The following is a 24,408-nucleotide window of genomic DNA, read 5'->3' as shown; positions in this document are numbered from 1 at the left end:
GGCGGACGATTGTGAAGGATTTCTCCCCGGTTTTGCATGGCGAAACCGAGAGGGGCCTCCAGAGGGCGCAATCCGTCGTTTTTGCCCATCAGCGGTGCGCGGACCGGGGGGTGACGGGCGTCAGGAGGAAGCGCCGCCGATGGATTGCCGCATTGCGGAACGAGCCGCGAACAGTCCGCTGCGCACGGCGCCTTCGAGTGTCGCGGGATAAGGCCCGGCCAGGTAGTCGCCGGCAGCCCAGACCCCCGGAGCGATCGTTGGGTCGGGGCGGGTCAGTCCCGGTGTGCAGGCGAAGGTCGCTCGCTTCTCGCTGAGCACGCGAACGATCCGCGGTGGCGTCGCCCATCGGAAATGTTCCCGGGCCTGCGTCAGCGCCGCGGCGCCGGTGGCATCCAAACCTTGGGCGACCCATGGCGCGGCGCCGCTGACGACCAAGCTGAACAGTCCCGGATGCTGGCCCAGCTGGCCCAGATCGAAGGCGAACTGGGCGGGCTCTGTCGCCGATTCGCGCAGCGCGACCATCGGCGCCGGCAGCGCCGACCCCATGCTCTCCAGGTAGATGGTGACGATGGGCTGGAACTCGAACGCACCGGCGGCCGCGCTCCAGTGCGGTGCCAGATCGCGGGTGAGCCGTGACGCCTCGACGGATGTGCAGGCCACGATGACCGCGTCGAAGGCGTCGCCGTCGACGACCCAGCGCCGTCCCTCCGCGTCGAGTTGCTGGACTCGCTGCGTGTGGATCTCCGCGCCACGCGACAGCAGCCACGCGCGCGCGGGTGTCGGGAGCAGCGCGCCCAGTCCGCGCCGGGGCAGCAGCAGGTCCGCGCTCCCCGGGCCGCTGAACAGCGCGTCCTTGAGCACCCGCAGGAAGACCTGCGCGCTGGCCTGGCTGGACGGCGTGTTCAGCGCGGCGACGCACAGCGGATCGATCAGGTCGTCACGCACGGTGCGAGGGAGCCCGGCGCAGAGCTGGGCGACCGTCAGCGCCGGAGCACAGCGGAAGCCCCGCATCGTCCACAGGCTGCTTGTCATCAGGAAGCGCAGCCGGTCCCGCAGCGACCACGCCGCGCAGCCCATCACGCCGCGCAAGAAGGCGAGGGTGGGCGGCCCTGGCGGGAGCCGAAGCGTCTCGCGATCGGGATAACGCAGCCGCAGTGGCATGCGGAGCAGGTCGAGGTCGGGATCTCCGCCGACGCGTCGCATCAGCGCCAGCGTGTCCGTGTAGGCGCCGATCAGGATGTGCTGCCCGTTGTCGAGCGTGGGCTCGATGCCTTCCAGGCTGCGCGCCCGCCCGCCGAGCGTGGGCGCCATCTCGAACAGCGTGACCGAGGCGCCCAGCGAGACGGCTTCGACAGCCGCGGCGAGCCCCGCCCAACCGCCGCCGATGACGGCCAAGCGAGTCACGTCAGCGCCCGCGCCAGTTCGTCTTCATCGCGATCCACAGCTTGCGCAGCGGCGTCAGCGCGATGCGCTGGTGAAGGACCTGGAAATTCTCCGCCTCGATCTCGCGCAGCAGCGTGCGGTAGATGTTGGCCATCATGAGCCCCGGCTTCTGCGCCTTGCGGTCGGTATCGGACAGCAGCGACACCGCCTCGTCGTACAGCGCGTGCGCGCGGTCCGCCTGGAACTTCATCAGCGCGGTGAAACGGTCGCTGTAGCCCCAGGGCGCGTCGCGCTTGAGGATCTCGTGCGCCTTCACGTCGAACTGCTGCAGCTCGCTCACCGGCAGGTAGATGCGGCCGCGTCGCGCGTCATCGCCGACGTCGCGAATGATGTTGGTGAGCTGCATCGCCTGACCCAGCTTGTGGGCGTAGGCGATGGTGCCGGGATCCGTGCGGCCGAAGATGCCCGACGCCACCTCGCCCACCACGCCCGCCACCAGGTGGCAATAGCGTTGCAGGCCGGGGTAGTCGAGGTAGCGCGTCTGCTCGAGGTCCATCTGGCAGCCGTCGATGACCGCGAGCAGGTGCTCGACGCGGATGTCGTAGTCCTTGACGTGCGGCATCAGCGCCTTCATCGCCGGATGCGAGGGCTGGCCGTTGAAGGCGCTCATGGCCTCCTTGCGCCACCAGGCCAGCTTGGTCGCGGCGACGCCAGGATCGGACACCTCATCGACCACATCGTCGACCTCGCGGCAGAACGCGTAGAAGGCGGTGATCGCGGCGCGGCGCGGCGGCGGCAGGAAGAGGAACGCGTAATAGAAGCTCGAGCCGCTCGCGGCGGCCTTCTGCTGGACGTACTGCTCCGGCGTGGAAGCGCCGGCGGTCGTCGGGTCGGAGGTCTTGTCGGTCTTGGTGCTCATCGCGCCGTCCCTTCGCGGCGTGTGTTCGTACGGTCTGCCGGCATCGTCATCGCGCGCCACAGCAGGAGCGGCGCGTCGGATGCACCGATCGTCGGCCGTCTCAGCAAGGCGTCGAAACGGTTCGATGCCAGCTTGTCGAGGATGCGGAGGCCGCCTTGTACCACCAAGCGCAGCTCCCAACCGGCCCGGCCCGGAATCCGGCGGGCCAGCGGCGCACCTTCGGCCATCAAGTCGCAGGCCCAATCACAGAGTTCCGCGATCAGCGCACGGGCCGCCGGGCTGTCGCGCAGCGACAGCAGGTCCTGTCCCTCGACGCCGTGACGCCGGCGGTCCTCCAGTGGCGCATAGATCCGGCCGCGTGGACCGTCGACGGTGAAGTCCTGCCAGAAGTTGATCAGTTGCAGCGCCGAGCAGATCGCATCGGAGCGCCGCAGCGACTCGACGTCGTCGATGCCGTACAGGTGCAGCAGCAGGCGCCCGACCGGGTTGGCCGAGCGGCGGCAGTAATCGAGCAACTCGGCGCGGGTCGCGTAATCGGTTTTCACGAGGTCCTGCTCGAAGGCATCGAGTAGATCCTCCAGTAGCGGCACCGGCAGGCGGTATTGGACCAGGACCCGTCCCAGCGGCGCGAACACGCGTGCCGCCCAGCGCGGAGAGGGCGCTTGGCCGGCGGTGATGGCACGCAGGTCGGCGCGATAGTCGGCCAGGTCGCGCAGACGCCGCGAGGGCGTCGCATCGCCTTCATCGGCCAGGTCGTCGGCCGTCCGGGCGAACCGGTAGATCGCCATGATCGCGGGACGCAAGGCCGGCGGGCTCAGCCAGGAAGCGACAGGAAAGTTTTCGTAGTGCTCTATGCTCACGGGCGGCATTCTCCGCTGAGCGGGCGATGTCGTTTGCGTCAACCTGACGTCCCGAACCACGCGCTGTTCGCCGAGGACGTCAATCTCCGCAGACCACGAGCAGTACCCCGGTGAACCGTACGCCGTCGGTTTGACACGTTCGGACACGCTGAATACATTACTGACCAGTCAGTCAGTTACTCCGATGCCCGAGGTCGGGCGTCGTGGCTTTGTCGAGGTGTTCATGCCCCAACGGTCTCTTGTGTCCCTGTCCGCCGGAACGTCCGGCGCCGTGTCCGAATCCGCCTTCGCCGGTTCCTGGGGACGCCTGTCGACGTGGCTGTCGGCGACCGCCGCGATCGCCGCCATGGCCGTGCTGGCCGCCTGCGGCAAGCAGGCCCCGCCGCCGGAACCGGAACGCTATGTGCGCACGCTGGTGTTGACGCCGCAATCGGCCGGTCTCCAACGCGAGTTCGCGGCTGAAGTGCGGGCCCGGGTCGAATCACGGCTGTCCTTCCGCGTCGCCGGCAAGATCCTCGAGCGCAAGGTGGACCTGGGATCGGTGGTCAAGCCCGGGCAGGTGCTGGCGCGGATCGACAGCTCGGACCTGGTGCTGGCGCAAGAAGCCGCCAAGTCCAACGTGCTGGCGGCGCGTGTCAACCGCGACCAACTGGGCGCGGACTACAAGCGCTACATCGACCTCCACAAGCAGGGCTTCATCAGTGCCGCCGAACTGGATCGCCGCGACGCCGCCTTCAAGGCCGCGCAGGCGCAGTTCGAATCGGCCCGTGCCCAGTCCGACGTGCAGCGCAACCAGGCGCAGTACTCGAGCCTGATCGCCGATGCGGCCGGTGTCGTCACCGGCGTCGACGCGGAGCCCGGCATGGTCGTGGCCGCCGGCACGCCGGTCGTGCGCGTGGCCAACGATGGGCCGCGGGACATCGTGTTCTCCGTCTCCGAAGACCAGGTCGCGCTGGTACGCGCCGCCGCCGCGCGTCCGGACGGCCTGAAGGTCCGCCTCTGGACCGATACCAAGGCCGACGCGCAGCCGATCAAGCTGCGTGAACTGGCCGCCGCCGCCGATCCGGTGACGCGGACCTTCCTGGTGAAAGCCGAACTGAACAGCCAGAACGTGCACCTCGGGCAGACCGCGACGGTGGTGCTGACCGGCGCGCCGTCGGACAACGCGATCAAGCTTCCGTTGAGTGCCGTGATGGAAGTACAGGGCAAGAGTTCCGTGCTGCTGCTCGACCCGAAGACGATGGCGGTACGCCCGCAGGCGGTGACTGTCGTCGGCGCCGAAGGCAACGAACTGGTCGTGCAGGGCCTGTCGCCCGGCATGGAGGTCGTGACCGCCGGCGGCCACGTGCTGACGCCGGGGCAGAAGGTCAAGCGCTTCGTCCCGCCGGGCACGCCGACCGAGGGCGCAGCGCCCGCGCCGGCTCCGACTGCTTCGCGCTGATCCTCGGGAGCCCTGAATGAGCAACCCGAGCCGCGCCGGTTTCAACCTCTCGCGCTGGGCGCTGGAGCATGCCCCGCTGACGCGCTACCTGATGGTGGTGCTGATGGTGCTGGGCTTCGCCGCCTACTTCCAGCTGGGCCAGGACGAAGACCCGCCGTTCACTTTCCGCGCGATGGTCGTGCAGGCCTACTGGCCCGGCGCGACGCCGCAGCAGATGGCGGAACAGGTCACCGACAAGATCGAACGCACCCTGCAGGAGGTGCCGCACGCCGACAAGATCCGCAGCTACACCAAGCCGGGGGAGTCCCTCACCATCTTCCAGGTGAAGGACAACACCGCGCCGACCGAGGTGCCGCAGCTCTGGTACACGGTCCGCAAGAAGATCGGCGACCTGAAGGCCACGCTGCCGCAGGGCGTGCTGGGACCGTTCTTCAACGATGAATTCGGCGACGTCTACGGCTCGATCTTCGCGCTGTCGTCCGACGGCGGTTTCTCGATCGAGGAACTGCGCCAGCAGGCCGAGGCGGTCCGCTCCGAGCTGCTGCGCGTGCAGGACGTGGCCAAGGTGGATCTGTTCGGTGTCCAGGCCGAGAAGCTGTTCATCGAGATCTCGCAGAAACGGCTGGCCGAACTGGGCCTGGACTTCAACCAGGTGGTGTCGCAGCTCAACGCGCAGAACGCGGTCGAGAGCGCCGGCACGATGAACGCCGGCAGTGCCAACGTGCAGATCCGCATCGAAGGGCAGCTCAACTCGGTCCAGGCGCTGAGCGAATTCCCGATTCGCGGCACCAATACGCAGACCGGCGTGGCCAGCAGCATCCGCCTGGGCGACATCGCCAAGGTCCGCCGCGGCTACGTCGATCCGGCGACGACGATGGTCCGCTTCAACGGCAAGCAGGTGGTCGCGCTGGGCGTGTCGATGGGCAAGGGCGGCGACATCATCGCGCTGGGCAAGGCGCTGCAGGCCAGCGTCAAGCGGCTCCAGCAGCAACTGCCCGCCGGCATCACGCTGCAACAGATCCAGGACCAGCCGAGCGCCGTGAAGAGCTCCGTGGGCGAGTTCGTGCACGTGCTGATCGAGGCCGTCATCGTCGTGCTGGGTGTGAGCTTCATCGCGCTGGGCCTGCACACCAAGCCGCTGCGCATCGACGTGTGGCCGGGTCTGGTCGTGGGCATCACGATCCCGCTGGTGCTGGCGATCACCTTCGTGGTGATGCTCTACGCCGGCGTGGGGCTGCACAAGATCTCGCTGGGGTCGCTGATCATCGCGCTCGGCCTGCTCGTCGACGACGCCATCATTGCCGTCGAGATGATGGTGCGCAAGCTCGAGGAGGGCTACGACAAGATGCACGCGGCGACGTACGCCTACGACGCCACAGCCAAGCCGATGCTGACCGGCACGCTGATCACCGCGGTCGGCTTCCTGCCGATCGGCCTGGCGAAGTCCACCGTCGGCGAGTACACCTACGCCATCTTCGCGGTGACCGCGGCGGCGCTGGTGATCTCGTGGATCGTGTCGGTGTACTTCGTGCCCTACCTCGGCGCGCTGCTGCTGAAAACCCGCGCCGGCCACGAGGGCGAGGCGCACGAGGTCTTCGATACGCCGTTCTACAACCGCTTCCGCCGCTGGGTCGCGTGGTGCGTGTTCAACCGCTGGAAGACCATTGGCCTGACGATCCTGGTGTTCGTGCTCGGCCTGGCCGGCATGGGCAAGGTGCAGCAGCAGTTCTTCCCGGACTCGAGCCGGCCGGAGATCCTCGTCGACCTGTGGCTGCCAGAAGGCGCCACCATCGAGGAGAGCAACGTCATCGCCAAGCGCTTCGAGGCCCGCATGGCCAAGGAGCCGCTGGTGGGCAGCATCGCGACCTGGGTCGGTTCGGGTGTGCCGCGCTTCTACCTGCCACTGGACCAGATCCTGCCCAACACCAACGTCAGCCAGGCCATCATCCTGCCGAAGTCGCTGGCCGACCGCGAGACCTTGCGCCACAAGTTGCCGCAGATCCTGGCCCAGGAGTTCTCCGAGGTGCGCGGCCGCGTGAAACTGCTGCCCAACGGGCCGCCGGTGCCGTACCCGGTGCAGTTCCGCATCGCCGGCGACGATCCCGCGCAGCTGCGGATCTACGCCGATCGCGCCAAGGAGCAGATGCGCGCCAATCCCAACATGGTGGGCGTCAACGACAACTGGAACGAGGCCATCAAGGTCCTGCGGCTTCAGGTCGACCAGGACAAGGCGCGCGCGCTGGGCGTGACCAGCCAGAGCATCGCGCAGGCGGCGCGCATCCTGGTGACCGGCACGACGGTGGCGCAGTACCGCGAGGCCGACCGGCTGATCGACATCGTCCTGCGTCAGCCCGTGCAGGAGCGCGACACGCTGTCCGAACTCGCCAACGCCTACGTGCCGACGGCCTCCGGCCGCTCGGTGCCGCTGACGCAGATTGCTAAGCCCCAGTTCACCTGGGAGCCCGGCGTGATGCACCGCGAGAGCCGCCAGTTCGCGATCACCGTGCAAGGCGATGTCATCGAGGGCCTGCAGGGCGCGACCGTGACGAACCAGCTCTGGCCCGCGCTCGACGCGATGCAGAAGGAGATGCCGCCCGGCTACTCGATCTCGATCGCCGGCGCGGTCGAGGAGAGCAGCAAGGGCACCGGTTCGATCGCGGCCGGCGTGCCGATCATGCTGTTCATCACCTTCACGCTGCTGATGCTGCAGCTGCACAGCTTCTCGCGCGCCATGCTGGCCTTCCTGACCGGCTTCCTCGGCATCGCCGGCGTGTCCGCGGCGCTGCTGATCCTGAACCGTCCGTTCGGCTTCGTCGCGCTGCTGGGCGTCATCGCGCTGATGGGCATGATCCAGCGGAACTCGGTCATCCTGATCGACCAGATCGAGCAGGACCGCAGTCGCGGCGTCCCCCGGCCCAGGCGATCGTCGAGTCCGCCGTGCGTCGTCTGCGCCCGATCGCCCTGACTGCAGCGGCCGCCGTCCTGGCGATGGTGCCGCTGTCTCGCAGCGTGTTCTGGGGCCCGATGGCGGTGGCGATCATGGGCGGCCTGATCGTGGCCACCGTGCTGACGCTGCTGGCGCTGCCGGCGATGTACGCGGCCTGGTTCCGCGTCGAGCGGGACAAGGACGCCGGCATCGCGCCGTCCACGCATTGATCGCGCACTGACCCCGCACCGACCTCGCAGGGGTTTCCCCCGCCCGGGACGGGCGGGGGTGCGTCGGAAAGCGTCGATTCCTTGATTACAATCGCCGGTTTTCCGGATCGCGGAGGGCGGGCCCTGGGCTCTTCCTTCGCTTCATGAATTACCAAGGGGCCGTCGCGCAGGACTGTGCGCAGCGATCGCGACGACCTCAGTTCACCCGGCGCGGGTGGCGAAATTGGTAGACGCACCAGGTTTAGGTCCTGACGCCTTCACGGGCGTGCCGGTTCGAGTCCGGCCCCGCGCACCACACTCTCAACTGATTCCGAGTCCACTATGGCTGTCACCGTCGAAACTCTCGAAAAGCTCGAACGCCGCATCACGCTCACGCTGGCGGCCACTGACATCAACTCCGAAGTCGAGTCGCGCCTGAAGAAGCTGGCCCGCACGGTCAAGGCCGACGGTTTCCGTCCCGGCAAGGTGCCGATGTCGTTCGTGGCGCAGCGCTATGGCGCGCAGGTCCAGTACGAAGTCGTCAACGACAAGCTGGGCGAGGCCTTCAGCGCCGCCGCCAACGAGGCCAAGCTGCGCGTCGCCGGCATGCCCAGCATCGCCCAGAAGGACGAAGCGGCCGAAGGCCAGCTGGCCTTCGACGCGACCTTCGAGGTCTACCCGGAAGTGAAGATCGCCGATCTGGCCGAGGCCGAGATCGAGCGTGTCGCCGCTGACGTCACCGATGAAGCCATCGACAAGACCGTCGAGATCCTGCGCAAGCAGCGCCGTTCGTTCGCCCAGCGTGGTGCCGCGGACGTCGCCGCCGACGGCGACCGCATCACCATCGACTTCGAAGGCAAGATCGACGGCGAACCCTTCGCCGGCGGCAAGGCCGACGCGTTCCAGTTCCTGCTGGGCGAAGGCCAGATGCTCGAGGCTTTCGAGAAGGCCGTGCGCGGCATGAAGGCCGGCGAATCGAAGACCTTCCCGCTCGCGTTCCCCGCCGACTATCACGGCAAGGACGTCGCCGGCAAGGAAGCCGACTTCCTGGTCACGGTCAAGAAGATCGAGGCCCAGCACCTGCCCGAAGTGAACGAATCGTTCGCCAAGGCCCTGGGTATCAAGGAAGGCACGGTCGAGGCCCTGCGCGCCGACATCAAGAAGAACCTCGAGCGCGAAGTGAAGTTCCGCGTGCTGGCCAAGAACAAGGGCGCTGCGATGGACGCGCTGGTCGGCAAGGCCGAGCTGGACGTGCCCAAGTCGCTGATCGCCGGCGAAGCCGAGCGCATGGTCGCCAACGCCCGCGAAGACCTGAAGAAGCGCGGCATCAAGGACGCCGACAAGGCCCCGATCCCCGCCGAGCTGTTCAACGATCAAGCCGAGAAGCGTGTGCGCCTGGGCCTCGTCGTGGCCGAACTGGTCCGCTCGCAGAACCTGCAGGCCAAGCCCGAGCAGCTGCAGGCCCACATCGAAGAGATCTCGCAGAGCTACGAGAAGCCGGCGGAAGTCGTGCGCTGGTACCTGTCGGACCGCGAGCGCATGGCCGAGGTCGAAGCCGTCGTGATCGAGAACAACGTCACCGACTTCATCCTGGGCAAGGCCAAGATCACCGACAAGCAACTGCCGTTCGACGAGCTGATGGCCACGGCCTGATCCGCGGACACGCTGCTTTGGCGCGGGCTTTTTCGGCGTTGCTCTTGATTCGCCGCAAACTCATCGCCAAGTAAGGCGCCAGGCCGAAAGGCCGGCGCCTTTTTCTTTCCCCGGCGCTACCGTCGGGTGGGGCCCTCCCGGGAGGGAACCCTCGCACGGTCAGGGGATGGAGCGCACGACATAATGGTTTGTCGTGATCTCGAACCACATCAGAGGATTTCATGAGCGCGCTTGAAACCAGCAACCTGGGCATGGTGCCCATCGTCATCGAACAGTCGGGCCGCGGCGAGCGCGCCTACGACATCTACAGCCGCCTGCTGCGCGAGCGCATCGTCTTCCTGGTCGGTCCGGTGAACGATGCCGTCGCCAACCTGGTGGTGGCGCAGCTGCTGTTCCTGGAGAGCGAGAACCCCGAGAAGGAGATCTCGCTGTACATCAACTCGCCGGGCGGCAGCGTCTCGGCCGGGATGTCGATCTACGACACGATGCAGTTCATCAAGCCGTCGGTCTCGACGCTGTGCATGGGCATGGCCGCGTCGATGGGCGCGTTCCTGCTGGCCGCGGGCGAGAAGGGCAAGCGCTTCGCGCTGCCGAACTCCAAGATCATGATCCACCAGCCGCTGGGCGGCGCCCAGGGTCAGGCCACCGACATCGAGATCCACGCCCGTGAGATCCTCAAGACCCGCGAGCAGTTGAACCGCATCCTGGCCGAACGCACCGGGCAGAGCCTGGAAAAGATCCAGGCGGACACCGAGCGTGACTACTTCATGTCGGCCGCCGAATCGGCCACCTACGGCCTGATCGACAAGGTCATCGAGAAGCGCTGATCGCGGATCGGGGACCGGTTCACTTCCGGCTTGTAGCGGCGTCCCTGAGGGGCGCCGCTTGTCTTCCCCCGCCCTCCGCTGCCGCTTCCGAGCAGGAGATTTCTCAAGATCGGGAAGTCTTCTGACTGGTGCGGAGCGAACCGCCGGCTCCGCATGTCAACTGACCGCCCGTTGACCGCACCAACTGACCACTCTTAGGGGCTTTTATCCCCCCAAGGGTGGTGCCGGCAATTGAACTATCATCAATGCAGGCACTTGCCTGTATTCCCCGCAGCCCTTCAGCAGCCCCAGCAGCACTCCCATGGCCGAGAAAAAAGGCAACTCCAGCGAAAAAGTCTTGTATTGCTCCTTCTGCGGCAAGAGCCAGCATGAGGTCAAGAAGCTGATCGCGGGCCCGTCGGTGTTCATCTGCGACGAGTGCATCGAGCTGTGCAACGACATCATCCGCGACGAGGTCCCCGCCGAGGCGGCGACCGGCGGACGTGCCAGCAAGTCGGACTTGCCCGTCCCCAGCGAGATCAAGACGACGCTCGACCAGTACGTGATCGGCCAGGACGTGGCCAAGCGCACCCTGTCCGTCGCGGTCTACAACCATTACAAGCGGCTGCGCCACGCGGCCGACACCAAGGACGGCGTCGAGCTGTCCAAGAGCAACATCCTGCTGATCGGACCGACCGGTTCGGGCAAGACGCTGCTGGCGCAGACGCTGGCCCGCGTCCTGAATGTCCCGTTCGTGATCGCCGATGCGACGACCTTGACCGAAGCCGGCTATGTCGGCGAAGACGTCGAGAACATCATCCAGAAGCTGCTCCAGAACTGCAATTACGACGTCGAGCGCGCGCAGCGCGGCATCGTCTACATCGACGAGATCGACAAGATCAGCCGCAAGGCGGACAACCCCTCGATCACGCGCGACGTGTCGGGCGAGGGCGTCCAGCAGGCGCTGCTGAAGCTGGTCGAAGGCACGATGGCGTCGGTCCCCCCTCAGGGTGGCCGCAAGCATCCGAATCAGGACTTCCTGCAGATCGACACGACCAACATCCTGTTCATCTGCGGCGGCGCCTTCGATGGCCTGGAGAAGCTCATCCAGAATCGTTCCGAACGTTCGGGCATCGGCTTCAGCGCCGACGTCAAGAGCAAGAGCGACAAGAAGGTCGGCGAGCTGTTCCGCGAAGTCGAACCGGGCGACCTGATCAAGTTCGGCCTGATCCCCGAGCTGGTCGGCCGTCTGCCGGTGATCGCCACGCTCGGCGAGCTGACCGAGGACGCGCTGGTGCAGATCCTGACCGAGCCGCGCAACGCGCTGGTCAAGCAATACCAGCAGCTGTTCTCGATGGACGGCGTGGAACTGGAAGTGCGTCCGTCGGCGCTGAGCGCGGTCGCGCGAAAAGCGCTGGCCCGCAAGACCGGGGCCCGTGGCCTGCGCTCGATCGTCGAGCATGCGCTGATCGACACCATGTTCGAGTTGCCTTCGCTCGAGAGCGTCGCCAAGGTCGTGCTGGACGAACACAACATCGACGAGGACACCAAGCCGTTGCTGGTCTATCGCGAAACCAAGGCCAGCGCCTGAGGTCGCGAAGACACCCCGGGCGATTCGCTTGCCATCACTTCACGTGGAAAGCAATTGCTCAAAGGCTATTGAACGGCACCTTGTAATTGGTAGCTCGGGCCCTAGATGGGCTTGAGAAAGAGAGGTTTTCATGTCCGGTCATCCGATCCTCCCCGCGGAACCCATCACGCTGCCGCTGCTCCCGCTGCGCGACGTGGTTGTGTTCCCGCACATGGTGATCCCGCTCTTCGTGGGTCGTCCCAAGTCCATCAAGGCCTTGGAAGCGGCGATGGAAGCAGGGCGCCAGATCATGCTGGTCGCGCAGAAGGCGGCCGGCAAGGACGAACCCAAGCCCGACGACATGTTCGAGATGGGTTGCGTCTCCAGCATCCTGCAGATGCTGAAGCTGCCCGACGGCACGGTGAAGGTGCTGGTCGAAGGTCTGCAACGCGCGACGACGAGCAAGATCGAGGACGGTGAAGAGCATTTCACCGCCGAGGTCGTGCCCATTCCGCCCGAAGCCGACGATCAGCCCGAGGTCGAAGCCCTGCGCCGCGCCGTGACGCAGCAGTTCGACCAGTACGTCAAGCTGAACAAGAAGATCCCGCCGGAGATCCTGACGTCCATCGCCGGCATCGACGACGCCGGCCGCTTGGCCGACACGATCGCCGCGCACCTGCCGCTCAAGCTCGATGCGAAGCAGTCGGTGCTGGACCTGTCCGAAGTGGGCAAGCGGCTGGAGAAGCTGCTGGATCTGCTCGAACATGAGGTCGATATCCTGCAGGTGGAAAAGCGCATCCGTGGCCGCGTCAAGCGCCAGATGGAGAAGTCCCAGCGCGAGTACTACCTGAACGAGCAGGTCAAGGCCATCCAGAAGGAACTGGGCGACGGCGAAGAAGGCGCCGACATGGAGGAGCTGGAGAAGAAGATCCAGGCTGCTCGCATGCCGAAGGAAGCGCGCAAGAAGGCCGAGTCCGAGCTCAAGAAGCTCAAGCTGATGTCGCCGATGTCCGCGGAAGCGACCGTCGTGCGCAACTACATCGACACGCTGGTCAACCTGCCGTGGGCGAAGAAGACCAAGATCAAGCACGACCTCGCGAATGCCGAGGCGGTGCTCAACGAGGACCACTACGGCCTCGACAAGGTCAAGGAACGCATCCTCGAGTACCTCGCGGTGCAACAGCGCGTGGACAAGGTGAAGGCGCCGATCCTGTGCCTGGTCGGACCTCCGGGCGTGGGCAAGACTTCGCTGGGGCAGTCGGTGGCGCGCGCCACGGGCCGCAAGTTCGTCCGCATGGCGCTGGGCGGCGTGCGTGACGAGGCCGAGATCCGCGGTCACCGCCGCACCTACATCGGCTCGATGCCGGGCAAGGTGCTGCAGAGCCTGAGCAAGGTCGGCACGCGCAATCCGCTGTTCCTGCTCGACGAGATCGACAAGCTGGGCATGGACTTCCGCGGCGATCCGTCGTCGGCGCTGCTGGAGGTGCTGGACCCCGAGCAGAACCACACCTTCGCCGACCATTACATCGAGGTCGACTACGACCTGAGCGATGTGATGTTCGTGGCGACGTCGAACTCGCTGAACATCCCGCCGGCTCTGCTGGACCGGATGGAAGTGATCCGTCTGTCGGGTTACACCGAGGACGAGAAGGTCAACATCGCCCAGCGCTACCTGCTGCCGAAGCAACGCGGCAACAACGGCGTGAAGGATGAGGAACTCGAGGTCACCGAAGACGCGATCCGCGGCGTGATCCGCTACTACACGCGGGAAGCCGGCGTGCGGTCGCTGGAGCGCGAGATCTCCAAGATCTGCCGCAAGGTGGTCAAGGGTCTTCAGCTGAAGGCCTACGACAGCAAGGTGGTCGTCAACGAGGACAACCTCAACGAATTCCTGGGCGTTCGCAAGTACGACTTCGGCCGTGCGGAGAAGAAGAACCAGGTCGGTCAGGTGGTCGGTCTGGCGTGGACCGAAGTGGGCGGCGATCTGCTGACCATCGAAGCCACCGCGATGCCGGGCAAGGGCAACATCATCCGCACCGGCTCGCTGGGCGACGTGATGAAGGAATCGGTCGAGGCGGCGCGCACGGTGGTGCGTTCGCGGGCTCGCCGGCTGGGCATCAAGGATGAGCTCTTCGAGAAGCGCGATATCCACGTGCACGTGCCGGACGGCGCGACGCCCAAGGATGGTCCGAGCGCGGGCATCGCGATGACGACGGCCTTCGTGTCGGCGCTGACCGGGATTCCGGTGCGGGCCGATGTGGCGATGACCGGCGAGATCACGCTGCGCGGCGAGGTCACGGCGATCGGCGGCTTGAAGGAGAAGCTGCTGGCGGCTCATCGCGGCGGCATCAAGACGGTCATGATTCCGGAAGAGAACGTCAAGGATCTGCAGGACATTCCGGAGAACGTGAAGAACCAGCTCGAGATCGTGCCGGTCCGCTGGATCGATCGCGTGCTGGAAGTGGCGCTCGAGACCTATCCGCAGGCCTTGCCTGAGGAAGAGGTCGCTGCGACGGCGACGCCGGCCGAGAAGGTGGCGGACCCGAAGCCTGACGCGGGCGACTCCTTGAAGCACTGAGCCTGAGCTCGACACGACATGGCGCCTTCGGGCGCCATTTTTCTTTGGGCTTTGACATCGGCACTTGGGCGATCTTCATAAAGAAGTCGCCGAACTCTTGCGAGAGCGTCAAAAACCGTTCTATACTCTCGGCTTCAGCGCAAACGGTGCAGCGACGACAAAGCAATTCGCAAGAATTGCACGGCAGTTGAAGCAGGCAGTGTGTTGAAGACCCTGCGGGAATAGCTCAGTTGGTAGAGCGCAACCTTGCCAAGGTTGAGGTCGCGAGTTCGAGCCTCGTTTCCCGCTCCAGGTTCAAAAAAATGGAAGCCCAGGCTTCCATTTTTTATCGAAGTCGGACAACCAAATCCGGCTTCTACAGAATCCCGTCCAGGGTTCTGGGGCGCGATAGCAAAGCGGTTATGCCCCGGATTGCAAATCCGGTCAGTCCGGTTCGACTCCGGATCGCGCCTCCAAAGAATGGACATTGCGGGAATAGCTCAGTTGGTAGAGCGCAACCTTGCCAAGGTTGAGGTCGCGAGTTCGAGCCTCGTTTCCCGCTCCAACGACACCAAAGGTCGGTGGGGTGATTGAACACTCCGCTGTCCTGCGATGCGGGAATAGCTCAGTTGGTAGAGCGCAACCTTGCCAAGGTTGAGGTCGCGAGTTCGAGCCTCGTTTCCCGCTCCAAATCCTGCAAAGGGAAGCCAGTTTGGCTTCCCTTTTTTCTTTGTCGGTCGCCGTGATAATGCGCGCTCACTCCGACATGGAATCGATGCGGAGTCGTCGCGCCTCGATGGTGAAATTGGTAGACACAGCGGACTTAAAATCCGCCGCCCTCAACCGGCGTACGGGTTCGAGTCCCGTTCGAGGCACCACGCGATCGGCTTCCAGAGACTGCAGCACATGGGCATGTTTGTGCAGGAACTGTTGAACCCGGGCGTTCGCAAGCGCGAAGTCTTCGGCTGGTCGATGTACGACTTCGCCAATTCGGGCTACACGACCGTCGTCCTGACGGCCGTCTACAACGCGTACTTCGTCGGCGTCATCGCCAAGGGCCAGCCGTCGGCGACGCTGCTCTGGACCGTGCTGATCGCCGTCTCCAGCTTCCTCGTGATGGTGACGATGCCAGGGCTGGGCGCCTGGGCTGATGCCCATGGGGCGAAGAAGAAGCTGCTGGGGCTCTGCACGATCGGCTGCGTGTTGTCGACCGCCGCGCTCGCGGTGTTCGGCGCGGACCAGCTGTGGTGGGCGGCCACGGCGGTCGTGCTCTCCAACGTGTTCTTCTCCTACGGCGAATCGCTGATCGCGGCGTTCCTGCCGGAACTCGCGCGGCGTGATGCGCTGGGCCGCGTGTCGGGCTGGGGCTGGGCTTTCGGTTATCTCGGCGGGATGCTCGCGCTCGGTCTGTGCCTGGGCTACGTGCTGAGCGCCCAGGCGCGCGGGGACACGGCCGACCATTTCGTTCCGGTCACGATGCTGATCACCGCCGGCCTGTACCTGCTCGCCGCGCTGCCCACCTTCCTGCTGCTGCGCGAGCGCGCCGATCCCTGCGCCACGCGTCGCGCCGCTCGCATGGGGTCAGGTCTTTCCCAGCTATGGACATCCTGGCAGCGTGCACGTGCCTATCCCGATTTTCTGCGACTGCTGGCCTGCGGCACGAGCTACCAGGCCGGAATCGCCGTCGTCATCGCGCTCGCTGCGGTCTATGCGGAGCAGGCGCTCGGTTTCACACAGGCGCAGACGATGACCTTGGTGTTCCTCGTGAACATCGCCTCCGCGGTCGGTGCGTTCCTGTTCGGCTATTACGAGGACCGCATCGGCCACCAGCCCGCGCTCGCGGTGACGCTGGTGGGTTGGATGGTCATGACGCTGCTGGCCTTCCTGGCGACGAGCGCCTGGCTGTTCTGGATCGCTGCGGTGATCGCGGGCCTGTGCATGGGTTCCAGCCAGTCCTGTGGCCGTGCGCTCGCCGGTGCCCTCGCGCCGCACGACCGCCTGGCCGAGTTCTTCGGCCTGTGGACCTTCGCCACCCGCCTCGCCGCGATCATCGGTCCGCTGACCTACGGCGCCGTCACAGTGTTGACGGCAGGCAATCACCGTCTCGCGATCCTCGCGACCGGCGTCTTCTTCGTTCTCGGCTACTGGTTGCTCAGACGCGTCGACATGACGCGCGGACTGGCGCGGGCGCTGATCTGAACCTGATCTGAGGCCGGTCAGCTCGCTGGCCGTCGATCAGGCCGCGATGCGAGTGGCCGTCACGTCGCGCCAGCCGAGCGCCTCGCGCGCCAGGTGCTGCAGCGGCGCGGGATCGCCGGTGCTTTCGAGCACGATCGCCGCGGGGCCTGACGCGGCGAAACCGAGTCCTTCCCACACGCGCCTCGCCTGACGTGCGACGGCGTCCTCAATGTTGAGCAACTGAACGCCGTCGCCCAACGCCGCCTGGATGCGCGCCTGCACCAGCGGATAGTGGGTGCAGCCGAGCAGCACCGTATCGACGCCGCCCCGCCGCAGTGGCTCGCAGAAGCGCTCGATCAGATCGCCGAGCTCGGCGCTGCGCAGATCGCCTTGCTCGATCAGCGTGACCAGGCCGGGGCAGGGCTGGCTGATCAACTCGACATCACTGGCATGTGCCGCGACGAGCTGCTCGAAACGCCGGCTCGCGATCGTCGCCGTCGTCGCCATCACGCCGATGCGGCCGTTGCGCGTTGCGGCCACGGCCGGCTTCACGCCCGGCTCGATGCCCACGACCGGCCAGTCCGGCCAGCGCTCGCGCATGGCCTGCACCGCGTGCGCCGTCGCCGTGTTGCACGCCACCACCGCCATCCGGGCGCCGACCTCTCGCAGGCGTTCGGCCACGCGCACGCTGCGCTCGACGATGTACTCGCTGCTGCGATCCCCATATGGGGCGTGAGCGGTATCGGCGACGTAGTGCAACGGCACATCGGGCAGCTGCTCGCGCAGCGCCTTCAGCACGGTGAGACCGCCGACGCCGGAATCGAAGACCCCGATGCAGGGGACGCGCGCGTCGGTGTCAAGGGAACTCGCGGGAGCGATCGATGGAGAGGAGGGAGGAGGCACGGAACTCGCGGTCGTGATCGTTGGGGGCGGTGGTGCTGGCGTATCGGGAGCGCAGTCTAGAGGAATCCCTCATTCCTGCCGTGAACCGCTTGGCAGCCGCGAAGCTATGGCTAGAATAGAACGATCGTTCGTTTTATTTTCGAGCCAGCGCCGAGGAGACGCTCGCGGTTTTCCGGGATGCCCGGGACGGGAGCAGGGGCGCATGACGGCTGGGAGACACGGGAGCGCCCCGGGGCTCCCATAGAATCTGATTAACGTTAACGTCAATCCGCTTGGAGTGCTTCGATGAAGGTATTGGTCCCCGTCAAACGAGTCGTCGATTACAACGTCAAGGTGCGCGTCAAGAGTGACGGAACCGGCGTGGACATCGCCAACGTGAAGATGTCCATGAACCCGTTCGACGAGATCGCCGTCGAAGAAGCCGTCCGCCTGAAGGAGAAGGGCGTGGTCACGGAAGTGATCGCCGTCTCCTGCGGCGTCACGCAGTGCCAGGAAACGCTGCGCACCGCGATGGCCATCGGCGCCGATCGCGCGATCCTGGTCGAGACCGCCGCCGATCTCGAGCTGCAGCCGCTGGCCGTGGCCAAGCTGCTGAAGGCGCTGGTCGACAAGGAACAGCCGCAGCTGGTGATCCTGGGCAAGCAGGCCATCGACGACGATTGCAACCAGACCGGCCAGATGCTGGCCGCGCTGACGGGCCTGCCGCAGGGCACGTTCGCGTCGAAGGTGGAAGTCGCCGACGGCAAGGTCAACGTCACGCGTGAAGTCGACGGCGGCCTGGAGACGGTCCGCCTGACGCTGCCCGCGGTCGTGACGACCGACCTGCGCCTGAACGAGCCGCGTTACGTGACGCTGCCCAACATCATGAAGGCGAAGAAGAAGCAGCTCGACGTGGTCAAGCCCGCCGACCTGGGCGTGGACGTGTCGCCGCGCATCAAGACGCTGTCGGTCGCCGAGCCGCCCAAGCGCAGCGCCGGCATCAAGGTGCCGGACGTCGCGACCCTCGTGACGAAGCTGAAGACCGAAGCGAAGGTCATCTGAGCCGCAGAACAAGATCCGGAGATAAGACATGACCATCCTCGTCATCGCTGAACACGACAACGCCTCGCTGAAGGGCGCCACGCACCACGTCGTCACCGCCGCCGCCGCCATCGGTGGCGACGTGCACGTGCTGGTCGTCGGCTCGAACGCCGGCGCCGCCGCGCAGGCCGCCGCGAAGATCTCGGGCGTCGCCAAGGTCCTGCACGCCGACGGCGCGCAGTTCGCCGACGGCCTGGCCGAGAACGTCGCCGCCCAGGTGATCGCCATCGCCAAGGACTATTCGCACCTGCTGTTCCCGGCCACCGCCTCCGGCAAGAACGTCGCACCGCGCGTCGCCGCGCTGCTGGACGTCGGCCAGATCAGCGACATCACCAAGGTCGTCAGCCCCGACACCTTCGAGCGCCCGATCTACGCCGGCAACGCGATCGCGACCGTGCAGTCGACCGACGCCGTCAAGGTGATCACCGTGCGCACGACCGGTTTCGACTCCGCGGCCGAAGGCGGCAGCGCCGCCGTGGAATCGCTGTCCGGCGTGGCCGACAGCGGCAAGAGCAGCTTCGTCGGTCGCGAGGTCACGAAGAGCGATCGTCCTGAACTGACCGCCGCGAAGATCATCGTGTCGGGCGGCCGCGCGCTGGGCAGCAGCGACAAGTTCAATGAAGTACTGACCCCGCTGGCCGACAAGCTGAACGCCGCGCTGGGCGCCTCGCGCGCCGCGGTGGACGCGGGCTACGCACCCAACGACTGGCAGGTCGGCCAGACCGGCAAGATCGTCGCGCCGCAGCTGTACATCGCCGCCGGCATCTCCGGCGCGATCCAGCATCTGGCCGGCATGAAGGACTCCAAGGTGATCGTCGCGATCAACAAGGATCCGGAAGCGCCGATCTTCTCGGTGGCCGACTATGGCCTCGAAGCCGACCTGTTCGTGGCCGTGCCCGAACTGGTCAAGGCGCTGTAAATCGGACGCTGACGAACCGCGACGGCGAAGACCGTCGCCGACAAGACCAAGGGCGCCCGCCGACGACGCGCGGCGCCCTTTTTTCATCCGGAGACAACCCCCATGACCTACCGCGCCCCGATCAAGGACATGCTGTTCGACATGCAGGCCCTGGCCGGCCTGCAGACGCTCGCCGAGCAGATCCCCGCGTTCGCCGACCACGGCCTGGACACCGCGCAGGCGGTGCTCGAGGAATCGGCCAGGCTGAACGAGGATGTGATCGCGCCGCTGAACGTCGAAGGCGACAGGAACCCGTCGTACTGGAAGAACGGCGAGGTCTTCGCGACGCCGGGCTTCAAGGCGGCGTTCAAGCAGTACGTCGAGGGCGGCTGGCAGGGGCTGCAGCATCCGGAGGCTTATGGGGGTCAGGCCTTGCCCAAGACGATCGGCGCGGCCTGCGGCGAGATCGTGCAGGCGGCCAATGTCAGCTTCGCGCTGTGCCCGCTGCTGACCGACGGCGCGATCGAGGCGCTGCTGGTGGCGGGCTCGGAGGAGCAGAAGCAGACCTTCATCCCGAAGCTGATCTCCGGCGAGTGGACCGGCACGATGAACCTGACCGAGCCGCAGGCCGGCTCGGACCTGGCGATGGTGCGCACCCGCGCCGAGCCGCAGGGCGACGGCACCTACAAGATCTTCGGCACGAAGATCTTCATCACCTGGGGCGAGCACGACATGGCGGACAACATCGTCCACCTGGTGCTCGCGCGCGTGCCGGGCGCGCCGGAAGGCGTGAAGGGCATCAGCCTGTTCCTGGTGCCGAAGTTCCTGGTGAACGCCGACGGCTCGCTGGGCGCGCGCAACGACGCGCACTGCGTGTCGATCGAGCACAAGCTCGGCATCAAGGCGAGCCCGACGGCCGTCCTTCAGTTCGGCGATCACGGCGGCGCGATCGGCACCTTGATCGGTGAAGAGAACCGCGGCCTCGAGTACATGTTCATCATGATGAACGCGGCCCGCTTCGGCGTCGGCGTGCAAGGCATCGCGGTGGCCGATCGCGCGTACCAGAAGGCGGTCGAGTACGCGAAGGACCGCGTGCAGTCTCGCCCGGTCGACGGTTCCGCATCCGGTCCGGCCGCGATCATCCACCACCCCGACGTGCGTCGCATGCTGATGACGCAGCGCGCGCTGGTCGAAGGCTGCCGCGCGATGGCGATCGACGCCGCCGCGGCCTACGACATGGCGCATCACCACGAGGATGCCGAGACCCGCAAGCAGGCGCAGGCCTTCTACGAGTTCATGGTGCCGCTGGTGAAGGGCTACAGCACGGAGATGAGCCTGGAGGTCACCTCGCTGGGCGTGCAGGTGCACGGCGGCATGGGCTTCATCGAGGAGACCGGGGCGGCGCAGTACTACCGCGACGCGCGCATCCTGCCGATCTACGAAGGCACGACGGCGATCCAGGCCAACGACCTGGTCGGCCGCAAGACGGTGCGCGACGGCGGCGCGTTCGCGCGCAGCGTGGCGGCGCAGGTCGAGGAGACCGAAGGCGCGCTGGCCGCGAACGGCAGCGCCGACGCGCAGGCGGTGCGCACGCAACTGGCGGCGGCCCGCGCGGCCTTCGTCGAGGTCGTCGACTTCATCGCGGCCAACGGCAAGGCCAGGCCGAATGCGGCCTTCGCCGGCTCGGTGCCTTACCTGATGGTGGGCGGCAACCTGATGGCGGGCTGGCAGCTGGCGCGCTCGCTGCTCGCCGCGCAGGAATTGAAGGCGACCGGTGAGGACGTCGCCTTCATGGACGCCAAGATCGCCACCGCGCGCTTCTACGCCGAGCACATCCTGCCCCGCTGCGCCGCGCAGCGCGACGCGATCGTGAACGGCGCGGACAGCGTGATGGCGCTGCCCGTCGACGCGTTCTGAGACATCGCGGGACGCCGCGAGGCGTCCCGCCCCCGTCGCATCCAGATTCATCGAAGAGGAGACCCAGGTGGCACTTCCCCCGCTGTTCAACACGCTGCGCCTGCCGGTGATCGGCTCGCCGCTGTTCATCATCAGCAACCCCAAGCTGGTGATCGCGCAATGCAAGGCCGGCATCGTCGGCTCGATGCCGTCGCTCAACGCCCGCCCGGCCGAGCTGCTCGACGACTGGCTTGCCGAGATCACCGAGACGCTGGCCGCGCATGACCGCGCGCATCCGGAGTCGCCGGCCGCGCCGTTCGCGATCAACCAGATCGTGCACAAGAGCAACGACCGGCTCGAGCACGACATGGCCCTGTGCGCCAAGTACAAGGTGCCCATCGTGATCACCTCGCTGGGCGCGCGCGAGGACGTCAACGCCGCGGTGCACGGCTGGGGCGGCATCGTGCTGCACGACATCATCAACAACAAGTTCGCGAAGAAGGCGATCGAGAAGGGCGCCGACGGCCTGATCGCCGTGGCGGCCGGCGCCGGCGGCCATGCCGGGGTGAAGAGCCCGTTCGCGCTGATCCAGGAGATCCGCGAGTGGTTCGACGGCCCGCTGGCGCTGTCGGGCTCGATGGCCAGCGGCGACGCGATCCTCGCGGCGCAGGCGATGGGCGCGGACCTGGCGTACATCGGCTCGGCCTTCATCGCGACCGAGGAAGCGCGCGCTTCCGACGACTACAAGCGGATGATCGTCGAGAGCAACAGCGACGACATCGTCTACAGCAACCTGTTCACCGGCGTGCACGGCAACTACCTGAAGGGCTCGATCGTGAAGGCCGGACTCGATCCGGAGAACCTGCCCGAGAGCGACCCGACGAAGATGAACTTCGGCGGCACGGGCGCGAAGGCCTGGAAGGATGTCTGGGGCAGCGGCCAGGGCATCGGCGCGATCCGCGAGGTGCTGCCGGCCGGCGAGCTGGTGGCGCGCTTCGATCGCGAGTACCAGGCGGCGCGTCGACGCCTGGCGCTGGCCTGACAGCGCGAGACGCTTCCCGCAGCTCACGCCCCGCCTTGCGGGGCGTTTTCATTTCTGCGCTTCTCCACCAATCGGCACTTGCATCCCCCTTCGCACCTCATCGCGTTGTGCTTCCGTTCACGGCTTGCGGGCAATGCCCCCTCATCCGGGGGTGGGCAAGCGCGCTCATCGCCCGAATTGGGCGATTGATGGCTCCATTGATTTGCTAATCGAACGCTCGTGAGGTCCGTGGAGGCGCCGATCCGTTGAAAACTTCACGGCCCGATGATTTCATAACGTGAATGCTAATTTCGCATTGCTGAGTCGATAGACCTGAAATGTAAGCAGTGGTGTCATCTCCAGACATTCAGTCGTCAGGGAGAGCAAACAAATGAAATTGGCCGACGTTCGGATCGGGTCACGTCTTGCCGCGGCATTCGCGGTCGTCTTCGTGTTGCTGCTGGTCATCCTCGGGGTGGGGATCCGCGTGATCGACGGGGTCAACGCGACGATGGGGCGGGTGGTCGAGGACCGCTACGCGCTGATCGCGTTGACCACGCAGGTCAAGAGCGTGGGCGACCGCGGCGCGATCACCATCGGACGGCTGCTGCTGGCCGGCACGCCGGATGCGGCGAAGAAGTACATGGACGAGTACGCCGTCATCCGTCAGACCAACTCGGAGAACCTCGCCAAGCTCGAGAAGATGCTGGCGGACGACGAGAGCAAGCAGCTCTTCGCCGAGCAGTCGGCGGCGCGCAAGGACTACGGCGCGGTGGTGCGCAAGATCTTCGACCTGCTGGCCGCGGGCGACCGCGACGGCGCGATGGCGGTCTATCAGGATCAGATGGTGGGGCCGCAGGCGCGCTACTACGCGCTGATCGACAAGATGGTCGACTTCCAGGCCGCCCGCATGGCGGCGGACGTGGCCGAGGCCAACGAGCGCTCCCAGGGCGCCAAGCTCGACATGATCGTCGCGTCGGCCCTGGCGCTGCTGATGGGCGTGGCGACCGCGTTCTTCATCACGCGGTCGATCACGCAGCCGATCGAGGGCGCCATCGAGCTGGCCGAGCGCGTCGCCGCCGGCGACCTGACCTACCGGATCCGCGCCAGCGGCAAGGACGAGGTGGCGCGGCTGATGGCGGCGCTGCAGAACATGGTCGAGAACCTGCATCGCATCGTCACCGAGGTCCGCACGGGCGCGGACACGATCGCGAACGCGGCCCAGGAGGTCGCGCAGGGCAATCAGGATCTGGCGGCGCGCACCGAGCAGCAGGCCGCGGCGCTGGAGGAAACCGCGTCGGCGATGGAGCAGCTGACCGCATCGGTGCGGATGAGCGCCGACAACGCCGGCGAGGCCGACCGCTCGGCCTCGTCCGCGTCCGGCATCGCGACGCAGGGCGGCGAGGTGGTGGGCCAGGTCGTGCAGACGATGAGTTCGATCTCTGCGGCGTCGCGCCGCATCGTCGAGATCATCGGCGTGATCGACGGCATTGCGTTCCAGACCAACATCCTCGCGCTCAACGCGGCGGTCGAGGCGGCGCGCGCGGGCGAGCAGGGCCGCGGCTTCGCGGTCGTGGCGTCGGAGGTGCGCAGCCTGGCGCAGCGCAGCGCGACGGCGGCCAAGGAGATCAAGCGGCTCATCGACGACTCGGTCTCGCAGGTCGAGGCCGGCGGCCGCATGGTCGAACAGGCCGGCCAGACGATGCAGCAGGTCGTGGGCAGCATCCGGCACGTGAGCCACATCGTGACCGAGATCAGCGCCTCCAGCCGCGAGCAGAGCGCCGGCATCGAGCAGGTCAATGCGGCGGTCGTGCAGATGGACGACTCGACGCAGAAGAACGCGTCGATGGTCGAGCAGAGCACCGCCGCCGCGCGCGCCCTGCAGGAGCAGGCGCATCAGCTCAACGACGCCGTGCGCGCCTTCGCGCTATGAGGCCGCCGCGCGCGACGCATGAACGCGCCGTGATCGCGTCTTGAATCCGTGAGCGGCGGCCGAGCGCCGTCGCGTCAGGTTGGAGGGGACTGGAGACGGGACCGGCCGCAGAGCCGGAGGTCGCGCAGCCCGGGAGGATCCGACCGCCGACTGATCGACGGCCCGCGAGGGCCGC

15 protein-coding genes, 6 tRNA genes and 1 pseudogene are annotated in these 24,408 nt (G+C 66.6%); 18 read left to right on the top strand and 4 right to left on the bottom strand.

Going from position 1 to position 24,408, the window contains the following annotated elements; genetic code table 11:
* Positions 1 to 120: 120 nt before the first annotated feature.
* The 3 genes from hpnE to hpnC are packed head-to-tail and all read right to left on the bottom strand — an operon-like array spanning position 121 to position 3,171.
* Positions 121 to 1,404 (bottom strand): hydroxysqualene dehydroxylase HpnE, encoded by a 1,284-nt coding sequence (gene hpnE, locus AC1VNM_RS14045; RefSeq protein WP_483107320.1) that lies wholly within the window; start codon positions 1,402 to 1,404, stop codon positions 121 to 123.
* Between the two features lies 1 nt (position 1,405).
* On the bottom strand, positions 1,406 to 2,302 hold the full coding sequence (gene hpnD, locus AC1VNM_RS14040) for a presqualene diphosphate synthase HpnD (protein WP_483107319.1): 897 nt from the start codon (positions 2,300 to 2,302) through the stop codon (positions 1,406 to 1,408).
* The gene (hpnC, locus tag AC1VNM_RS14035) at positions 2,299 to 3,171 is read right to left on the bottom strand and encodes a squalene synthase HpnC (protein WP_483107318.1); all 873 of its coding nucleotides are present in this window, start codon (positions 3,169 to 3,171) and stop codon (positions 2,299 to 2,301) included. The genes hpnD and hpnC overlap by 4 nt, the downstream gene beginning before the upstream one ends.
* 262 nt (positions 3,172 to 3,433) lie before the next feature.
* On the opposite strand from hpnC, the gene AC1VNM_RS14030 reads away from it, so the two are divergent.
* The 13 genes and pseudogenes from AC1VNM_RS14030 to AC1VNM_RS13970 all read left to right on the top strand — a co-directional run bounded on the left by AC1VNM_RS14030 (position 3,434) and on the right by AC1VNM_RS13970 (position 16,523).
* The gene (locus AC1VNM_RS14030; protein WP_483107317.1) at positions 3,434 to 4,603 is read left to right on the top strand and encodes an efflux RND transporter periplasmic adaptor subunit; all 1,170 of its coding nucleotides are present in this window, start codon (positions 3,434 to 3,436) and stop codon (positions 4,601 to 4,603) included.
* A gap of 16 nt (positions 4,604 to 4,619) precedes the next feature.
* Positions 4,620 to 7,759: pseudogene (locus AC1VNM_RS14025) on the top strand (efflux RND transporter permease subunit).
* Positions 7,760 to 7,967: 208 nt separating this feature from the next.
* Positions 7,968 to 8,054: transfer RNA gene (locus AC1VNM_RS14020), tRNA-Leu, on the top strand.
* A gap of 26 nt (positions 8,055 to 8,080) precedes the next feature.
* Positions 8,081 to 9,391, top strand: coding sequence for a trigger factor (tig, locus tag AC1VNM_RS14015; RefSeq protein ID WP_377152580.1), 1,311 nt, complete (start codon positions 8,081 to 8,083; stop codon positions 9,389 to 9,391).
* A 221-nt stretch (positions 9,392 to 9,612) separates the two neighbouring features.
* Entirely contained in the window at positions 9,613 to 10,218 is a 606-nt protein-coding gene (gene clpP / locus AC1VNM_RS14010; protein ID WP_067275631.1) for an ATP-dependent Clp endopeptidase proteolytic subunit ClpP, read from the top strand.
* A gap of 301 nt (positions 10,219 to 10,519) precedes the next feature.
* Complete coding sequence (gene clpX, locus AC1VNM_RS14005) at positions 10,520 to 11,788, top strand: ATP-dependent Clp protease ATP-binding subunit ClpX (RefSeq protein ID WP_067275628.1); 1,269 nt, start codon at positions 10,520 to 10,522, stop codon at positions 11,786 to 11,788.
* A gap of 130 nt (positions 11,789 to 11,918) precedes the next feature.
* Positions 11,919 to 14,345 carry an endopeptidase La gene (lon, locus tag AC1VNM_RS14000; RefSeq protein ID WP_377152584.1) on the top strand — a complete coding sequence of 809 codons (2,427 nt, stop codon included), beginning with the start codon at positions 11,919 to 11,921 and terminating at the stop codon, positions 14,343 to 14,345.
* A 215-nt stretch (positions 14,346 to 14,560) separates the two neighbouring features.
* Positions 14,561 to 14,636: transfer RNA gene (locus tag AC1VNM_RS13995), tRNA-Gly, on the top strand.
* Positions 14,637 to 14,726: 90 nt separating this feature from the next.
* Positions 14,727 to 14,800: transfer RNA gene (locus AC1VNM_RS13990), tRNA-Cys, on the top strand.
* A gap of 13 nt (positions 14,801 to 14,813) precedes the next feature.
* A tRNA-Gly gene (locus tag AC1VNM_RS13985) sits at positions 14,814 to 14,889 on the top strand.
* Positions 14,890 to 14,938: 49 nt separating this feature from the next.
* A tRNA-Gly gene (locus AC1VNM_RS13980) sits at positions 14,939 to 15,014 on the top strand.
* A 100-nt stretch (positions 15,015 to 15,114) separates the two neighbouring features.
* Positions 15,115 to 15,202: transfer RNA gene (locus AC1VNM_RS13975), tRNA-Leu, on the top strand.
* A gap of 28 nt (positions 15,203 to 15,230) precedes the next feature.
* Positions 15,231 to 16,523: an MFS transporter gene (locus AC1VNM_RS13970; protein WP_377152586.1), complete on the top strand. Its 1,293-nt coding sequence runs from the start codon at positions 15,231 to 15,233 to the stop codon at positions 16,521 to 16,523.
* 36 nt (positions 16,524 to 16,559) lie between these two features.
* On the opposite strand, the gene murI is transcribed toward AC1VNM_RS13970, so the two are convergent.
* Positions 16,560 to 17,405 (bottom strand): glutamate racemase, encoded by an 846-nt coding sequence (murI, locus tag AC1VNM_RS13965; protein WP_483107316.1) that lies wholly within the window; start codon positions 17,403 to 17,405, stop codon positions 16,560 to 16,562.
* Positions 17,406 to 17,690: 285 nt separating this feature from the next.
* Here murI and AC1VNM_RS13960 point away from each other — a divergent pair, with 285 nt between their 5' ends.
* From AC1VNM_RS13960 to AC1VNM_RS13940, 5 genes are all read left to right on the top strand, one after another.
* Positions 17,691 to 18,446, top strand: a complete 756-nt coding sequence (locus AC1VNM_RS13960; RefSeq protein WP_483107315.1) for an electron transfer flavoprotein subunit beta/FixA family protein — start codon at positions 17,691 to 17,693, stop codon at positions 18,444 to 18,446.
* A 28-nt stretch (positions 18,447 to 18,474) separates the two neighbouring features.
* Positions 18,475 to 19,404 carry an electron transfer flavoprotein subunit alpha/FixB family protein gene (locus AC1VNM_RS13955; RefSeq protein WP_483107314.1) on the top strand — a complete coding sequence of 310 codons (930 nt, stop codon included), beginning with the start codon at positions 18,475 to 18,477 and terminating at the stop codon, positions 19,402 to 19,404.
* A 102-nt stretch (positions 19,405 to 19,506) separates the two neighbouring features.
* Complete coding sequence (locus AC1VNM_RS13950; protein ID WP_483107313.1) at positions 19,507 to 21,300, top strand: acyl-CoA dehydrogenase; 1,794 nt, start codon at positions 19,507 to 19,509, stop codon at positions 21,298 to 21,300.
* 67 nt (positions 21,301 to 21,367) lie between these two features.
* Positions 21,368 to 22,321, top strand: a complete 954-nt coding sequence (locus AC1VNM_RS13945; RefSeq protein ID WP_483107312.1) for an NAD(P)H-dependent flavin oxidoreductase — start codon at positions 21,368 to 21,370, stop codon at positions 22,319 to 22,321.
* Between the two features lie 370 nt (positions 22,322 to 22,691).
* Positions 22,692 to 24,233, top strand: a complete 1,542-nt coding sequence (locus AC1VNM_RS13940) for a methyl-accepting chemotaxis protein (protein WP_483107311.1) — start codon at positions 22,692 to 22,694, stop codon at positions 24,231 to 24,233.
* Positions 24,234 to 24,408: the final 175 nt, after the last annotated feature.

Source organism: Mitsuaria sp. MSU3D, assembly GCF_056867975.1.
Note: the sequence above shows the minus strand (reverse complement) of the source record. Positions and strands in the feature narration are given on the sequence as shown.

What these genes read in the sequence shown, in the direction of transcription:
- hpnD (WP_483107319.1), bottom strand. Translation starts at nt 2,302, where the DNA reads ATGAGCACCAAGACCGACAAGACCTCCGACCCGACGACCGCCGGCGCT.
- hpnC (WP_483107318.1), bottom strand. Translation starts at nt 3,171, where the DNA reads ATGCCGCCCGTGAGCATAGAGCACTACGAAAACTTTCCTGTCGCTTCC.
- tig (WP_377152580.1), top strand. Translation starts at nt 8,081, where the DNA reads ATGGCTGTCACCGTCGAAACTCTCGAAAAGCTCGAACGCCGCATCACG.
- clpP (WP_067275631.1), top strand. Translation starts at nt 9,613, where the DNA reads ATGAGCGCGCTTGAAACCAGCAACCTGGGCATGGTGCCCATCGTCATC.
- clpX (WP_067275628.1), top strand. Translation starts at nt 10,520, where the DNA reads ATGGCCGAGAAAAAAGGCAACTCCAGCGAAAAAGTCTTGTATTGCTCC.
- lon (WP_377152584.1), top strand. Translation starts at nt 11,919, where the DNA reads ATGTCCGGTCATCCGATCCTCCCCGCGGAACCCATCACGCTGCCGCTG.
- AC1VNM_RS13970 (WP_377152586.1), top strand. Translation starts at nt 15,231, where the DNA reads ATGGGCATGTTTGTGCAGGAACTGTTGAACCCGGGCGTTCGCAAGCGC.
- AC1VNM_RS13960 (WP_483107315.1), top strand. Translation starts at nt 17,691, where the DNA reads ATGAAGGTATTGGTCCCCGTCAAACGAGTCGTCGATTACAACGTCAAG.
- AC1VNM_RS13955 (WP_483107314.1), top strand. Translation starts at nt 18,475, where the DNA reads ATGACCATCCTCGTCATCGCTGAACACGACAACGCCTCGCTGAAGGGC.
- AC1VNM_RS13950 (WP_483107313.1), top strand. Translation starts at nt 19,507, where the DNA reads ATGACCTACCGCGCCCCGATCAAGGACATGCTGTTCGACATGCAGGCC.
- AC1VNM_RS13940 (WP_483107311.1), top strand. Translation starts at nt 22,692, where the DNA reads ATGAAATTGGCCGACGTTCGGATCGGGTCACGTCTTGCCGCGGCATTC.